Origin of the sequence: Planctomicrobium mucosum (genome assembly GCF_051466335.1) — a bacterium.
In the GTDB taxonomy this organism is placed as follows: Bacteria; Planctomycetota; Planctomycetia; order Planctomycetales; family Planctomycetaceae; genus Planctomicrobium.
Genome location: NZ_CP195793.1, coordinates 2,676,390 through 2,691,814, shown reverse-complemented (window position 1 = coordinate 2,691,814; position 15,425 = coordinate 2,676,390). Strand labels below are relative to the sequence as shown.

Genomic DNA, 15,425 nt, shown 5'->3' with positions numbered 1-15,425 from the left:
GATTACTAAACTACCGCACCAGTCACGTTACTGGGCAGCAGGAGCGCTGGAAACAATCACCTTGCTTGGTCGAACAACGCGGTCATGAAGCTGGAATCCACGTTCGAATTCCTGAATCACGGTCATCGGTGGGTGATCGGCAGTTGGAACCTGCTGGAGTGCTTCGTGAAGATTCGGGTCGAATGGCTGTCCAACCGATGGAATCAATTTCAAGCCCTGCTTCGAAAGCACGTCTTCTAACTGTTTCGCCACCATTTCCACTCCCTGAAGCAGGGCCTGCGGATCACTGGCGGACTTCCCGGATGAGACTGCTCGTCCAAGGTTATCAATCACCGGAAGCAGATCGAGGACGACAGGCAGACTGGCGTATTTACGCTCCTCGTCCCGTTCCCGATTCATTCGCTTTCGGACGTTATCCATCTCAGCACGAGTACGCAGGATCAGATCCCGCAATTCATCTCGTTCCTGAGTCACTTGTTCAAGAGGCGAGAGAACCACTTCCGGCTCAGTGTTTTCAACAACAGCTTCACCTTCGTTGACTTGGTCAACTGGCTTCTGGTCTTCAGTCACAGCGATCTCTCCTTGAATCAAACACTAACATTCTTGGAATGACTGGATGCCCCTGCCATTCTACTCATTGTCGTCATCACTGCCTGTGACGAAACTCTTCAATTTCTCAAACCACGTTTTTTGATGTGGATCGACTTCGACTCGTTCAATCTCAGCGAGCTTCCGCAACAGCGATTCGTGTTCTTCGCTCAACTTCTTCGGGACAACAACCTGAATTTCGACGTGCAGATCTCCGACGCTTCGCCCGCGAGGGTCCGGCATCCCTTTGCCTTTGAGCCGATAAACCTGTCCTGGCTGCGTTCCGGGTTGAATCTTTAATTCTTCTTTGCCAACCACGAGTGGAACTTCAAGCGTCGCTCCCAGTGCAGCCTGCGAATACGAAATTGGAATCCGGCAGATCAGATGCTGACCTTCTCGCTGGAAGATCGAATGCTCTTCGACGGTCACTTCGACGTAGAGGTCGCCAGAAGGCCCGCCATTTGGTCCAGCTTCACCTTCTCCACGCAAGCACAACGATTGCCCATTATCGATGCCAGGTGGAACGTTGACGGTGCGAGTCACCAACTCACCAACGAGTCCGCTTCCCTGGCAGTCATCGCATTTGTTGCGAATCACTTTCCCTGAACCACGGCATCCCGGGCAAGTGGTTTGCACTCGGAAAAAGCCTTGTGCCTGAACGACCTGACCGTGCCCGCCGCAGTACTCGCATGTGTCCGCGCTCGACCCCGGGGCTGCACCGCTTCCCTCGCAAGTTGTGCAGGACTGATGCCGATGAAGCTGCACTTCCTTCTGGCACCCGAGAGCTGCCTCTTTCAATGTCAGCACGATGCTCGTTTGGAGATCCGCCCCGCGAGATGGTCCCGACCGCCGTCCGCGTCCTCCACCTGATCCAAATCCAAACAGGTCGCCGAAAGCATCGAATATGTCATTGATATCATGCGAGCCGCTGCGGCCTCCGGCGGCGCCGCTCACTCCTGCGTGCCCGTAGGTGTCGTAGCGACTACGCTTTGTGGTGTCGCTAAGCACCTCGTATGCTTCGGCAGCTTCCTTGAACTTGACGACGGACTCTTCATCACCTGGATTACGGTCAGGGTGATGTTTGATCGCCAGCTTCTTGTAGGACCGCTTGATTTCTTCGAAGGTCGCAGTGCGATTCACTTCGAGAATCTCGTAATAGTCACGCTTGGAAGACATGATGGAATTCGGTTTTGTGCGAACAAGCCGCTGACTAAAAAATAAATCACACAGTTTCGGTGATGCGCAGTCAGCCGAAAGCTAACTTGACGAGAGCAAATCACGCATCACGAACAGGCCTGATCAACACATTCTGAATCGTTGACCTAACCCGGATGGAACAACTGAACAACGAACGAGCCGCCGGATGTCCGGCGGCTCGCAATCTTCAAGATTCGAATCATTTACCGAAAGATTGCCACTGCCAGAAAAACTGGCTGCTGAATCATCGGCTCATGGATTAGCGAACCGCCCCTTCGACAGACTTGCCGGCTTCTGGCATACCGCCAGTCACCAGAACAGATGTCGTCAACATCAAGCCAGCGATGCTCGCTGCATTACGCAACGCGCTCTTCACCACCTTGGCCGGATCAATCACACCGACCTTGAACATGTCGACGTACTTACCGGAAGCAGCATTGTAACCGTAGTTCGCTTCTGCATGGTTCTTGACTTCATCAGCAATCACAGAACCATCTTCGTCAGCGTTCTTGGTGATCTGGCGAATCGGAGCTTCGAGTGCACGAATGACGATTTCCACGCCAATCTTCTCGTCCCCTTTAGCCTTCACTTCCTGAATCGCTTTGATCGAGCGGAGCAGGGCAACGCCACCGCCTGGAAGAATACCTTCTTCGACTGCAGCGCGAGTTGCGTGCAGAGCGTCTTCCATACGGGCCTTTGTCTGCTTCATTTCAGCTTCGGTCGCAGCACCGACGGAAATGATGGCAACCCCGCCAGTCAACTTCGCGAGTCGCTCCTGGAACTTCTCACGATCGTAGTCGCTGTCCGAATCCTCGATGCTCTTCTTGAGTTGATTGACTCGCTTCTGGATGTCTTCCGACTCACCGGCACCGTCGATGATGGTGCAGCTGTCTTTGGACACTTCGATGCGTTTCGCGCGACCAAGGTGGCTCAGTTCGACAGCTTCGAGCTTGAGACCGAGGTCTTCTGAAATGACGGTTCCGCCAGTCAGAACAGCGATATCCTGCAACATCGCTTTACGACGATCACCGAAGCCTGGTGCCTTCACAGCACAGACTTGCAGAACACCGCGGAGTCGGTTCACAACCAATGCTGTGAGTGCTTCGCCATCGACATCTTCTGCAATGACGAGCAGTTGCTTGCCAGTCTGGGAGACCTTCTCCAGAACTGGAATGAACTCACGCAGGTTAGAAATCTTCTTTTCGAACAACAGGATGACGGCGTTCTCAAGAACAGCCTTCATGTCTGCTGGATCGGTCACGAAGTATGGAGAGATGTACCCCTTGTCGAACTGCATCCCTTCTGCGAGTTCGAGAGTGGTGCTGCTGCTCTTACCTTCTTCGACAGTGATCACACCGTCGCGGCCAACTTGTTCCATGGCGTCAGCAATCAACTTGCCGACTTCCAGATCGTTGTTCGCGGAGATCGCACCGACCTGCTCAATTTCCTTCTTATCGGAAACTGGACGGGCGAAGCCTTCCAGGAACGTGATCGCAGCGTCAACTGCCTTTTCAATTCCCTTGCGGACGATCGTTGGGTTTGCACCAAGAGAAACGCTACGCAGACCTTCTTCATAGATTGCGCGAGCGAGGACGGTTGCGGTTGTCGTGCCGTCACCAGCGATATCGCTGGTTTTGGTCGCCACTTCGTTCACGAGTTTGGCGCCCATGTTTTCGAAAGCGTCATCGAGATCGACTTCCTTAGCAACAGTCACGCCGTCTTTAGTGACGAGTGGGTTGCCGAAACTCTTGTCGATGATGACGTTGCGGCCGGTTGGACCCATCGTCACAGCCACTGCGTCAGCCAGTGTGTTCACGCCACGCTGCAATTTCAGCCGAGCGCGATCATCAAATAGTAATTGCTTAGCCACCAATAAGCTCCTCGTTGAGGATGTTGAATCAAAGTCTCGGGCTCGATCGCCGCACGGTCAGCCGAGCCGCACTTACGAGAAGTGCGGCTCAACCTGAATGACACAATTATTTTGCCACTTTGGCCAGAATGTCGGACTCACGGAGAATTTTGATCTCTTTGCCGTCCACTTCCAACTCGGTGCCGCCGTACTTCGAGAACAGCACTTCATCGCCAACTTGGACGCTTGGAGCTGATCGCTCGCCGCTTTCCAGCAGACGGCCAGGACCAACGGCTAGAACTGTTCCACGCTGTGGTTTTTCTTTTGCACTGTCTGGAAGAACGATTCCGCCAGCTGTGGTTTCTTCAGCGCTCAATGGCTCGATAACGACGCGATCGTCAAGTGGCTTGAGAGACAAGGACATGGAAACTCCAAATGATTTCTGATTTTCGTATGTATTTGGGATTTCCCTCCGCCATCGAAGGGAAAAATCAATGACCAAAGTCACGCGGAGCAGTTAATCATTCTCTGAAACTGACATCCACGCGGGCTGCGATGGCAGACACCCATCAAACTGGTGTCCAAGTGCCACCGACTTAACTGGGAACTAGAAGCCCATTCCAGGCATTCCACCCATTCCCATTCCACCCATGCCACCCATTCCGCCCATTCCGCCCATCCCACCCATGTCGTGATGGTCGTCGTGGTGGTTATCGGATTCTTCTTTCGGCTCATCCACGATGATGGAGTCTGTTGTCATGAGAAGAGTCGCAACGCTCGCACCGTTCTGCAGAGCTGTGCGAACAACCTTCGCCGGATCAACAACACCCATCTCGAACATATCGCCGTATTTTTCGTTCAGAGCATCGTAGCCATAGCTGACGTCGGAACTCTTACGAATGTTGTGAGCGACAACTGCCCCGTCCAGACCTGCGTTTTCAGCGATCTTCCGGATTGGAGCTTCAAGAACATTGCGAACGAGCTGAACTCCGAGAGCTTCGTCTCCCTTGAGCTTCAGTTTTTCGATTGCGGAAACCGAACGGAGCAGGGCAACCCCACCTCCAGGAACGATTCCTTCTTCAATCGCCGCACGTGTCGCAGCCAGAGCGTCGTCGACGAGGTCTTTACGCTCTTTCATTTCAGTTTCGGTGACAGCACCGACCTTGATTTCTGCAACGCCGCCAGCGAGTTTCGCGAGGCGTTCCTGCAATTTCTCACGATCGTAATCGCTGTCGGTCTTCGTGATTTCAGAACGAATCTGAGCGGTACGACCTTCCAGAGCTTTCTTATCACCACCACCCTGAACGATTGTGGTGTTGTCAGCGCTGATGCGGACTTTCTTGGCTGTTCCGAGATCCTTGAGAGTCACTTCTTCGAGCTTCTCGCCGAGATCTTTGAAGAACGCCTTACCGCCGGTCAGGATGGCAATGTCTTCCATCATCGCTTTGCGTCGATCGCCGTAGCCAGGTGCCTTCACAGCGACGACCTGAACGATTCCTCGCATCTTGTTGACAACCAGAGTTGCCAATGCTTCGCCATCAACATCTTCTGCAATGATCAGCAGAGGACGGCCAGATTTCGAGAGCTGCTCGAGCAGCGGAACGAGATTCCGAGCGTTGCTGATCTTCTCTTCGTGAATGAGGATGTAGCAGTTGTCGTAAGCAACTTCCTGTTCATCTTCATTGGTGATGAAGTGAGGCGACAGGAAGCCGCGCTCAAACTGCATCCCTTCGACGAGATCGACTTCAGTTTCGATTCCGCGACCTTCTTCAACGGTAATCACACCGTCTTTGCCCACTTTCAGGAGGGCGTCAGCAAGAATCTTTCCGATTTCTTTGTCGTTGTTACCAGCAATCGTTGCAACGGTTTCAATCGCTTTACGATTTCCGGCGTCGACTGGCTTGGCAGACTTCAGCAGACTTTCAACAACCGCGTCGACTGCTTTCTGAACTCCGCGGCCCAAAGCAATCGGTGCTGCACCGGCAGCAATGTACTTGAGACCTTCACGGAAAATCGCTTCAGCCAAGACAGTCGCGGTGGTTGTGCCGTCACCTGCAACGTCACCGGTCTTGCTGGAAGCTTCTTTAACAAGCTGGACACCGCAGTTCTCGAATTTACATTCGAGTTCGATGTCCTGAGCGACGGTGACACCGTCTTTGGTGATCTTCGGAGAACCCCAGCCCTTGTCGAGAACGGCATTGCGTCCGCGGGGCCCCAATGTGCTGGCGACAGCACGAGAAAGCTTGCTGACACCAGCCAGCAGATGCTTACGTGCTTCTTCATCAAAACTCAACAGTTTCGCCACGATTACTCCTCGTGTTGCGTCAAACGATGACCTTCAGGTGATTCCCGATCGAAAATCTGCGAACCCGCGACATTAAACTGACAGCAGCGCGGAAGGGCACTTCGCAACTCACTGTCAATTTTGACCGCTGCTTCACCAAACACCCTGAGCGGCTGCCTGGATTGACAGATTTTCGACTGAAGCCAGCGCTAATGCAACAGCCATGCCACTCACACAAAATGAAACACAAGTCGTTTTACAACCGACTGTTACAAAACTGCAGCTAAAAACATGCAGTGCTCAAACTGCCAGCATGGCAGATTCCTCCGAGATAAGAAAACCGACTGAGTTCACAGGCAGTGCGAAATCGCCGTACAATGCAGCGTCGCAACTGACCGCTTCGTCATTAAAACTGGCCTATTCATGGGTTACCGCAATCTTCGTGAATGCATCACAGATCTGGAAAAGCACAACCAACTGCGTCGCATCAACGTACCAATTGACCCTCACCTCGAGGCAGCCGAGATCCAACGGCGTGTCTACCTGGCCGGTGGACCTGCAATACTGTTCGAAAATGTCATCGGCAGCCAGTTTCCGATGGTCAGCAATCTCTTCGGCACGCTCGAGAGAACGCGATTCATGTTTCGCGACACGATTGACCTTGTCCGGAGACTTGTTGAACTGAAAGTCGACCCAGCCAATGCATTCAAAAATCCACTCAGGTACGCTCGCGCGTTTCCGACGGCGTGGGCCATGCAGCCCAAATATCGAAACAGCGGCCCGATCCTCCATACTCAAACAACACTCGACAAACTCCCGCAACTGAAATCCTGGCCGGATGACGGAGGTCCATTTATCACGCTCCCGGCAGTGTACTCTGAACACCCCGACCACCCCGGGTGGCAGAAGTCAAACCTGGGGATGTATCGCGTTCAATTGGCAGGGAATCAGTACCTCCCCAACCGTCAGGTCGGATTGCATTACCAGATTCATCGAAGCATCGGCGTTCATCACGCTGCTGCAATCAAACATGGGGAACCACTCAAGGTCAACATTTTCGTCGGCGGCCCTCCTGCCTCCATACTGTCCGCAGTCATGCCATTGCCTGAGGGACTTTCGGAACTCACTTTCGCAGGAGCTCTCGGCGGACGAAGATTCGAACTCGTACGGCAAAAGAGTGGACTCCCGCTGATGGCTCAGGCAGACTTCTGCATCTCCGGAACGGTCGACCCGAATCACCTACTCCCGGAAGGCCCGTTCGGGGACCATCTCGGATACTACAGCTTGAAACACGATTTCCCGGTATTAAACGTCGACAAAGTCTGGCACAGGAAAGATGCCATCTGGCCATTCACTGTCGTCGGGAGACCGCCACAGGAAGACACGTCATTTGGCGACATCATCCATGAAATCACCGGGCCAGCCATCCCTGCTGTTCTTCCCGGTGTCAAAGCAGTCAACGCGGTCGACGCTGCAGGAGTTCATCCCCTCCTTCTTGCGATTGGCAGCGAGCGTTACGTCCCTTATGCACAGACGAGAAAGCCACAGGAGATCTTAACTCAGGCAAACGCGATATTGGGACAAGGACAACTGTCACTCGCGAAATACCTGTTCATCGCAGCGGGAGAAGATGATCCTCAACTCGACCTCCACGACATCCAGCGATTTCTGATCCACGTCCTGCAACGTGTTGACTGGCAGAACGACGTCCATTTTCAGACACGCACGACGATCGACACGCTCGACTACTCGGGAGACGGGTTTAACTCCGGTTCTAAAGTTGTCATGGCATGTGCAGGGCCGATCCGAAGATCACTGCCAACAGCACCCCCATCTTCGCTGCAATTGGCAATGGGGTTCAAACATCCGGCACTCGTGATGCCCGGTGTATTAGCCATTGAAGGCCCACCATGCACGTCGCGAAACGATGGACACTTGCGAAGATTCTGCGAATCTCTCACACAAGACCACCCGATTCGCAAATTTCCAATGTGCGTGATCGTCGATCACTCCGAATTCACTGCGAGATCACTCAATAACTTTCTGTGGACAACGTTCACCCGCTCTAATCCAGCCAGCGATATCGATGGGGCAGACGCTCTCACCGAGAACAAACATTGGGGCTGCAAAGAAACACTGGTCATCGACGCACGCATCAAGCCTCATCACGCCCCACCGCTAATCGAAGATCCAGAAGTGACCCGTCGCGTCGATCAACTAGCAGCGAAAGGTGGACCACTGCACGGCATCATCGACTGATCCCCCAAAACGTGCCTGCATGTCCTCCGAATGAAACCCAACTTGACATTACTCCCAAATGTCGAGGTTGCATGGCGAGTTCACTATTGCAATTTTGCAAAACAGTCCTACCCGACTCATCGCAGATCATGACTGCTCCACTAGAGCCTGTTATGAACTCTGGACGACGATCGGCGTGTATTTGAGCAGCAGTGCGACCATGGCCACCCAGTGCCATCCGGCCAAGACTTCTGCCAGTCGTTCGTAGTCACGTGCCAGCCTCCGTGATCGTCCTAGCCAGGCAAAGGTCCGCTCCACGACCCACCGACGTGGCAATAATACGAATCCTTTCTTGGCATAAGGGAGTTTCACGACGCGCAGTTCCACTCCCTGCTCAGCGGCAGCCTCTTCCGCGTTCTCGCCAGTATAACCTTGGTCCACATAGGCGACTTCAATGGCCTGATCAGTCGCCTCCTGCACAGCGACACATAAGTCGGAAACCTGGGCTCGCTCCTGTTCATTGGCTGGGGTCACTTTCAAGGCGAGAAGGTGCCCGAGCGTGTCAATGGCCACGTGAACCTTCGAGCCCTTCCGCCGTTTGCCGCCATCGTAACCGGCTCTGGCACCACTCTCGGGAGTGGATTGGATGACTCGCGCATCTAAGATCGTTGCTGAGGGGGGCTCATCGCGTCCCTGAGCCACGCGAGCCACTTCCCGCAGGTCATGAGCGATGTGCTCAAACACGCCAGCCTCCAGCCAACGGCGAGCCTGCTGATAGACCACGGGCCAAGGCGGGAACTCATGGGGCATGAACCGCCACTGCGCCCCGGTGCGTACCAGCCACCGCATGGCATTGAACACGGCTCGAAGGGAGTGAACCCGCTGCGGCGAGTCCTCTTTCACCAGCGCCAAATAGGGGGCTAAAAAGGCCCATTCGTCGTCCGTGACGTCACTGGGGTAAGGCATCCGGGGCTTGCTCATCCACGGAAACTACTTCAAAACCAACACTTAAGTCCATAACAGACTCTAGGCGAATCATAGGCTGCAGCATTCGACTCCACAGACCATAAAGTTGTAGCTGGATCGACCCCGTTTTTTATGTATTGGGACCGACTTGACGTGGTACTAAATGCAAGCATCCCAACATCCCCAAACGACTTTCATTTAACATCAAACATGCCTTAAACATGTATTCCTGGACCGCAAAACCCACAGACCCAGCAAGCGTACACATCAGCACTTGCATGCACACCGATGCGTAAATTTCAAGTTAATTGAGCCCAAAATTAGAAAGTTCTTTCGATTTCCACTTCAAGTTGGTGACGAAAACCTCAAAGTATTTAGTCGCGAGCGAACATTGTGTTGGCTCGTGTCAATAACGTTCTAGCGCGCCGGCAATTGCTGCGTTGATAACTCGTCAGTTCCAACCAGTTGTTGTAAGTCTTGTTTACAGTCTGATTGGGGCATCCGAAGTCCCATTCACCCGAGGGAAAAAAGTATGGTCATGACGTTTTCCAGTCGTCCCCATGGGCAGCGAGCCAAAAAGGGATTCACTCTGATCGAATTGCTCGTCGTCATCGCGATTATTGCAGTTTTGATCGCCCTGTTACTGCCAGCTGTGCAACAGGCACGTGAAGCCGCTCGCCGTTCCCAGTGCAAAAATCATCTCAAGCAGATTGGTTTAGCGGTTCACAACTACCACGACGTCCACAACTGCTTCCCTCCCGGCAGCTTCGGTGGAACAGACATGGCATCAGACCCATACTCCATTCCAAACTGGCGTATCCACATTTTTCCAATGCTGGAACAAGGCGCCATTTACAACCAGATGATCTGGACCGGATGGCGTCCGTTCGGCGGAACTGCAAGCGCCGCTGGTACACATAACGCAGAACTCCTGAATGGCCACGTTGTTCCTGTGTACGTCTGCCCATCCAGCACACTCGAATCAAATGGAAATCCATATGTTCCGGGAATGCCAGACCACAATACCCTGCGTCATCAGGTTCCGATGTACGTCGGCGTTGCTGGTGCTTCCATTGAGTATGGAGATGCTTCCTTCCCAGTAGGAAACTCTGTGGGTGCATCTAACCCATACGGTAACTTCACCAACAATGGTTTGTTCAGTTGGAACAGAGTCAAGCGTATGCGTGACGCGACCGATGGTTCCTCAAACACGCTTCTGGTTGCCGAACAGTCTGGTACAGTTGGGCTCGTCAACGGTGACCGACGCTCTGGATACTACGGTGGATACCTTGGTGCTAGCTTCACAACTCCCGTCAACGCTGGCAGTGTCGACCCGAGTGGATGGTCAGTTGGTATTTCCAGCTTGCTGTATCAAATCAACTACAAAACTCCAACGGTTGGCAACCAAGACACCTGGTGCGCCAACACCCAGTGGAACTCATTCCACGTCGGTGGTATTCACGTCACTTTAGGCGACGGATCCGTCCGCTTCATTTCCGAGAATATCGCGATGGACACGCTTCGGAGCCTCGCAGCTTGCAACGACGGTCTACCTGTCGGCGAATTCTAAAAAATTCTCAGGGTCAATTGCAGGGAAACGTAATGCTCTGGCTCGATCTGTCGGACCAGGGCATTTTTTTTCGAGAGGAGCGCTTCCTCTTCTTTCGGATTTGTAGAAGTCGGGGCCGACCACAAAGTCATTCATAGAGTCTAAGGGAATCAAAATGAAATTCAGTTTGGGGACGACTGTTGCGTTAATTGGAGTTCTGTTCTTTGGCTGCGGCGGATCAGCTTCCAAACCAGTCGGTGCCATCGGCGGCAAAGTGATCCTCAACGGGAAGCCAGTCCCCAACGGAGTCGTGACCCTCTCTTCTGCAGCACTTGGAACTGGAGCAACTGCCAAAATCAAGGAAGATGGTACCTATCAGCTCTCCGAACCGATCCCTGCCGGTGACTACTCTCTGGCAGTCAGCGGCATTCGCCCGACTCCGATGAATCCGAATCCTCCAGCAACCGATATCCCGAAGAAGTATTGGATTGCAACAACATCCGGACTCAAGTTTAGTATCAAGCCAGGCATGAGCACCTACGACATCGACCTCGCAGGTCAACCTGAAAAGAAAAAGAAGAAGTAACTTGCCACTTCGAAGCGATAAGCTGCTTCAGAGGAGCGTTGCGGCAGATTGTGGCATAGGCACTCGCATCCACCGTGCTCACCACAGGAAGATATCCGGACTCTCGTGAGAGATGCGAGCTGACGACGGATTGCGAGCCATCTTGCCGCCGCCGAGTTTACGAGAAGCCTCATCGCGGTATCAGTAGCTTGCTCAAGTAGAAACTGAGGAGTTACCAAAGCTGTAAAAGAGGAATCCTGCAGCGAGTGACGATACTCATCGCGGGCCACACGCTGCAGGGTTGATTGCTATTGAATTGTGTAAAGCGATTATCGAATCAGGACTCTTTGTCCGAGTCAGATCACTTCTTGCCAGAAGCCGGCTCGAGCTTCAATTCGATCTGACCAGGGACAGTTGCAGTTAATCCGGACTTCGAAGAATCCGCGTACTTCTCCTGAATGAGGTTCTTCAACGACTTAGGATCCTGCCGGTAATATTTCCCGCTGGAGTCAATCCCGTCCATGCCGGGCAGTCCGGTAGGACCGACCTTGGTGTCGGTGATCGCCACCTTGTACTCTCCTTTAGCGACCTGTTTGATTTCAAACACGCCACCATCTTCAATTTTTCCTCGGAAAGATTGAGCCCCATTCAAATGGACAGTCCCTGCTTTCAATGGCGTTCCATCGGTCAACGTCACTGTCCCTTTCAGGTCCACGGTGTCGTCTTTGCCACAGCCAACAAGAAACACAAGTGCTAACGCAACGAACAGAATTTTCATCGAACCACCTGATCGCCAGCTCATCGGCTTGGCTCCCTTCTATATGCTCGTAATCGCCAGAACATGGCAGAGAAACGAAACGTCAATGACGTTCTGCGGTTTCAAAGACTCGAAGCGGCAATCATCAACACCGCGCTGATATAGTGAAGGAGAGCGTTACTCAACTCCATGAAGCCGAGTAGCACTCTCCGAACATCATGAGCAGCCTCGAGACGGCCCGCGTCGGAACAGCGATTAGAATTCGCCGATCACCAGTCCATCCGCGCGATCCCCAAGACGCCACTGGGTGAAGAGATCAATGTTCTGACTCACTCCACGGACAGATCCGTCGCACATCAAGAAATGCACGGTGCCGGTGTGTCGACCTCCGAAACCGCGTCGGCTGGAGGGAACGTTATCGCCTGTTGCATCGTTTTCAATGCGTGTCGAGAGAGGGAAGCGAATGTTCCGAGCAACATTGTACTCGCGCCATCCATAGCCCATCAGGAAGCAAGTTCCATCCTGATTGTTCCAGTCAATGTTCCCTTCAGATGTAAAGTCGCTGTTTCTCCAGAACTTTTCACCGACCATCAACGTGTTACTTGTTCCATCGGTAATGTTGGCGAGTGAACCCAAGGATTTGGCCTTCTCGCGTCGGCGTCCATCCAGCCCGTCGATGCCACCATCGTCCGTTGTGATCTCGTTCGAGAGTCCGGGGCGAATTGCTCCTCGAGTGGCATTTGCCCAGCCTGCATCCCAAGTTTGATGAATATCCCACCACTGATATTCAACGCTGTCACTGTCCAGACTGGTGTTTGTTGCACTTCCTCTCATCGCAACAACAGCGTAGTCCGCCTTCGGTCCGCGTGCTCCGCCGTTATCGTCTCCTGACCGACGCACGCTTGGGGCGCGAGTAGATGGACAGAAAAATCCGGGAATTGGAGCAACCTGGTCGGCTCGTCCCGCTGCGGCGATGATTCGATAGTTGATATCCATCGATCGGCGAAGGCTGGTGACGTCTGAGCCAGCGGTGGCTCCCCCGTTGTAGAGGTTGTAGAGAGCCGTCTGCTCAACATAGGGGAGAATGTGAAACCAAAATGTTGGACCGTAGGTTGAGTTTGCAAGTGCTGGAAGGGAGTTGTAAGTCTCATGAAAATTGTGCACCGCCAACCCGATGTTCTTCAGATTGTTTTTGCACTGCGTCCGTCGCGCCGCCTCGCGTGCCTGTTGGACAGCAGGCAGCAGGAGTGCAATCAAAACCGCAATGATGGCGATCACGACAAGGAGCTCGATCAGGGTAAAACCCGATCTTAAAGAGCTTTCTTTGGAGCTTCGACCAATAAACGTACGCTGATTACGGACCATGATTTTCGTCCTCCTAGAGCAGAAATGCAATGAAATGAGAATCAATAGAAATGTATGGTCAATTTAGAAATAGCATTTACGGAAGTCAATTCCCATCGAAACAGATTTGTTTAACAACATTGATTCTCTTAAAATGTCAACCATTTGATCAAATGCGTATTTAATATCTCGCAACATCTCTGGAGCACTCGACAATGAGCGCACAGATCCGAATCAACACAGCTCTCTGACTTGATCGACAATTGGTTGCCGTGGCGAACTAAATACAATCCGTCAATTGGGGCCTCGAGCATCTCACTTGAGAGTCAGGCGTACCGGCGGTGATCAGCGCAGCCTCGAAACGAGACGTCGCCGCCATTCGCCGCTGCTCATCCCTGAGATTGGGACTGGTCCTCCTGGGACACCATTCGCGACGGAAGCTTGACCTGAAAGATCGTTTCTCCTGGAACTGACGATTTCAGTCGAATTGTCCCAGCCGAGGCCTCAACGATATCACGACAGATAAAGAGCCCCAGACCAGTTCCAGTCGCCTTTGTCGTGAAGTAAGGCTCGAAAAGTTTGATCTGGTCTGAGGGGGCAATGCCGACCCCGTTGTCACGCACACAGACGCTGACGAAGTGATCAACTTTCTCGGTGATAATCTCGATGGTGCCTCCTTCTTCGGTGGCATCCATCGCGTTCAGAATTAGATTCAGAAAAACCTGAAGCACCTGATCACGGACTCCAAATACCGGTGGAAGCTGTTCTCCGAAGCTGGAGACAATCTTCTTCCCCTTCTTGCGTTTGTAGTACTTCGCAATATTCAAAGCGGTCCCCAGAACGTCATGAACATCGAACTGGCTGGTATCCGTGACGCCCGGTCGAGAAAATTCAATCAGTTCCCGCAGCGTTCGTTGAATTCTTAGCAGCTGCTCATCAATGAGTCCGAGTCGTTCATGCATCTGCTCATCGAGCGGTTTCCGGTTCATCAACTGAACGAGTGAACTGATCGCAGCCAGCGGATTGCCGACCTCATGCGCGATTCCAGCTGCAAGCAACCCAAATGCCGCCTGTTTTTCCTGCTGTACGAGCATGGCCTGAGATTGTTGAAGCTCTCGCGTTCGACGAAGTATCCGTTCTTCAAGTTCGCCATTCAGTCGCGACAGTTTCTCGCCAGTTGCTTTCAGCAAGCCAGTCAAGGCAGTACTCGCCCAGGTGACCCAGCACATGAACACGAGCATCAACACCAGCATCCCCACTTGCTCAACGTTCGCACTCTGCAATGTAAATGCGAGCAGACTGTAGCTGATACAGTGAAACGCCAGCGTTGAATAGGAAACCAGCAATGGATAGCGAATCGCACAAACAAGCAGAGACAGGAAGTAATAGTACCTGAATGAACTTTCCAGTCCGCGATCGAAAAAGCAGAGTAGCCCAATAAAGACCGCCTCCATTGCTGAGATGAACAGCGGAAACTGGCTGAGAAAAACCTTACCACGCAAATGCCAGAAAAGATCACAGATCGCATAGGCCAATCCGAGCGCGAGGATCCCATTCAGGGTGAGTCGCTCTGAAGGGGGACTGAAGGTATTCACCCAAAAGTAACCTACGATCAGCCCGAACCACCTGATCCGCAGGACGATCCATTCGATGGAGAGCTGCCAATCCATTTCGGATCGCGACAAAAACGGATTGGATTCCGCGCCAGACTTTGACCTCATTGGGGCACCTCAACCTCGAAATGCCGCACTCATCTCCACTCAGATGTGACGACATTTCCATCAAATAAATCCCGATGGACTTTGGAATGTCGGACGATTCTAGCAATGGAAGATGTCAGCCGCGATCTGCCCGGGACTCGTCCACATGCGTCAGAATCCCAAAATCGGATCAAAAGAAGCGATCTCAAACGGGTCCCCGATCACACGTGGCGACAGTCCCGAAAATGAATCGCCAAAGCGTCGAACTGGAAATGAAGCCCGCGTGTCCGCAAAGGAAGCCAAACACCGCATTTTATTTATTTCAACCAATCACCTGCCGTGATCGCCAAGGATGACCAATGGAACACGGCAATTCCTGCTGCTTCGT

General features: G+C 52.8%; 12 protein-coding genes. 3 read left to right on the top strand and 9 right to left on the bottom strand.

The window, feature by feature from the left end:
* Positions 1–27: 27 nt before the first annotated feature.
* The 5 genes from grpE to groL (SH668x_RS10835) form a co-directional block, all read right to left on the bottom strand.
* Entirely contained in the window at positions 28–570 is a 543-nt protein-coding gene (gene grpE, locus SH668x_RS10855; RefSeq protein WP_437185081.1) for a nucleotide exchange factor GrpE, read from the bottom strand.
* A 60-nt stretch (positions 571–630) separates the two neighbouring features.
* Entirely contained in the window at positions 631–1,764 is a 1,134-nt protein-coding gene (gene dnaJ, locus SH668x_RS10850) for a molecular chaperone DnaJ (protein WP_437185080.1), read from the bottom strand.
* 280 nt (positions 1,765–2,044) lie between these two features.
* On the bottom strand, positions 2,045–3,655 hold the full coding sequence (gene groL, locus SH668x_RS10845; RefSeq protein WP_437185079.1) for a chaperonin GroEL: 1,611 nt from the start codon (positions 3,653–3,655) through the stop codon (positions 2,045–2,047).
* Between the two features lie 106 nt (positions 3,656–3,761).
* Complete coding sequence (gene groES, locus SH668x_RS10840) at positions 3,762–4,058, bottom strand: co-chaperone GroES (RefSeq protein ID WP_437185078.1); 297 nt, start codon at positions 4,056–4,058, stop codon at positions 3,762–3,764.
* Positions 4,059–4,241: 183 nt separating this feature from the next.
* Complete coding sequence (gene groL / locus SH668x_RS10835; protein WP_437185077.1) at positions 4,242–5,939, bottom strand: chaperonin GroEL; 1,698 nt, start codon at positions 5,937–5,939, stop codon at positions 4,242–4,244.
* 402 nt (positions 5,940–6,341) lie between these two features.
* Here groL (SH668x_RS10835) and SH668x_RS10830 point away from each other — a divergent pair, with 402 nt between their 5' ends.
* Positions 6,342–8,177, top strand: coding sequence for a UbiD family decarboxylase (locus SH668x_RS10830; protein ID WP_437185076.1), 1,836 nt, complete (start codon positions 6,342–6,344; stop codon positions 8,175–8,177).
* A 150-nt stretch (positions 8,178–8,327) separates the two neighbouring features.
* On the opposite strand, the gene SH668x_RS10825 is transcribed toward SH668x_RS10830, so the two are convergent.
* The gene (locus tag SH668x_RS10825; protein WP_437185075.1) at positions 8,328–9,137 is read right to left on the bottom strand and encodes an IS5 family transposase; all 810 of its coding nucleotides are present in this window, start codon (positions 9,135–9,137) and stop codon (positions 8,328–8,330) included.
* 517 nt (positions 9,138–9,654) lie between these two features.
* On the opposite strand from SH668x_RS10825, the gene SH668x_RS10820 reads away from it, so the two are divergent.
* On the top strand, positions 9,655–10,692 hold the full coding sequence (locus SH668x_RS10820) for a DUF1559 family PulG-like putative transporter (protein WP_437185074.1): 1,038 nt from the start codon (positions 9,655–9,657) through the stop codon (positions 10,690–10,692).
* Between the two features lie 154 nt (positions 10,693–10,846).
* Positions 10,847–11,257, top strand: a complete 411-nt coding sequence (locus tag SH668x_RS10815) for a carboxypeptidase-like regulatory domain-containing protein (RefSeq protein ID WP_437185073.1) — start codon at positions 10,847–10,849, stop codon at positions 11,255–11,257.
* A gap of 340 nt (positions 11,258–11,597) precedes the next feature.
* Here the strand turns inward: SH668x_RS10815 and SH668x_RS10810 are convergent, their stop codons facing one another.
* From SH668x_RS10810 to SH668x_RS10800, 3 genes are all read right to left on the bottom strand, one after another.
* A complete protein-coding gene (locus SH668x_RS10810; protein ID WP_437185072.1) occupies positions 11,598–12,038 on the bottom strand; it encodes a hypothetical protein in 441 nt (146 codons plus the stop codon).
* Positions 12,039–12,248: 210 nt separating this feature from the next.
* Entirely contained in the window at positions 12,249–13,358 is a 1,110-nt protein-coding gene (locus SH668x_RS10805) for a DUF1559 family PulG-like putative transporter (protein WP_437185071.1), read from the bottom strand.
* Between the two features lie 368 nt (positions 13,359–13,726).
* Positions 13,727–15,007, bottom strand: a complete 1,281-nt coding sequence (locus SH668x_RS10800; protein WP_437185070.1) for a sensor histidine kinase — start codon at positions 15,005–15,007, stop codon at positions 13,727–13,729.
* Positions 15,008–15,425 lie beyond the last annotated feature (418 nt).

What these genes read in the sequence shown, in the direction of transcription:
- dnaJ (WP_437185080.1), bottom strand. Translation starts at nt 1,764, where the DNA reads ATGTCTTCCAAGCGTGACTATTACGAGATTCTCGAAGTGAATCGCACT.
- groES (WP_437185078.1), bottom strand. Translation starts at nt 4,058, where the DNA reads ATGTCCTTGTCTCTCAAGCCACTTGACGATCGCGTCGTTATCGAGCCA.
- SH668x_RS10830 (WP_437185076.1), top strand. Translation starts at nt 6,342, where the DNA reads ATGGGTTACCGCAATCTTCGTGAATGCATCACAGATCTGGAAAAGCAC.
- SH668x_RS10825 (WP_437185075.1), bottom strand. Translation starts at nt 9,137, where the DNA reads ATGAGCAAGCCCCGGATGCCTTACCCCAGTGACGTCACGGACGACGAA.
- SH668x_RS10820 (WP_437185074.1), top strand. Translation starts at nt 9,655, where the DNA reads ATGGTCATGACGTTTTCCAGTCGTCCCCATGGGCAGCGAGCCAAAAAG.
- SH668x_RS10815 (WP_437185073.1), top strand. Translation starts at nt 10,847, where the DNA reads ATGAAATTCAGTTTGGGGACGACTGTTGCGTTAATTGGAGTTCTGTTC.
- SH668x_RS10810 (WP_437185072.1), bottom strand. Translation starts at nt 12,038, where the DNA reads ATGAGCTGGCGATCAGGTGGTTCGATGAAAATTCTGTTCGTTGCGTTA.
- SH668x_RS10805 (WP_437185071.1), bottom strand. Translation starts at nt 13,358, where the DNA reads ATGGTCCGTAATCAGCGTACGTTTATTGGTCGAAGCTCCAAAGAAAGC.
- SH668x_RS10800 (WP_437185070.1), bottom strand. Translation starts at nt 15,007, where the DNA reads ATGGATTGGCAGCTCTCCATCGAATGGATCGTCCTGCGGATCAGGTGG.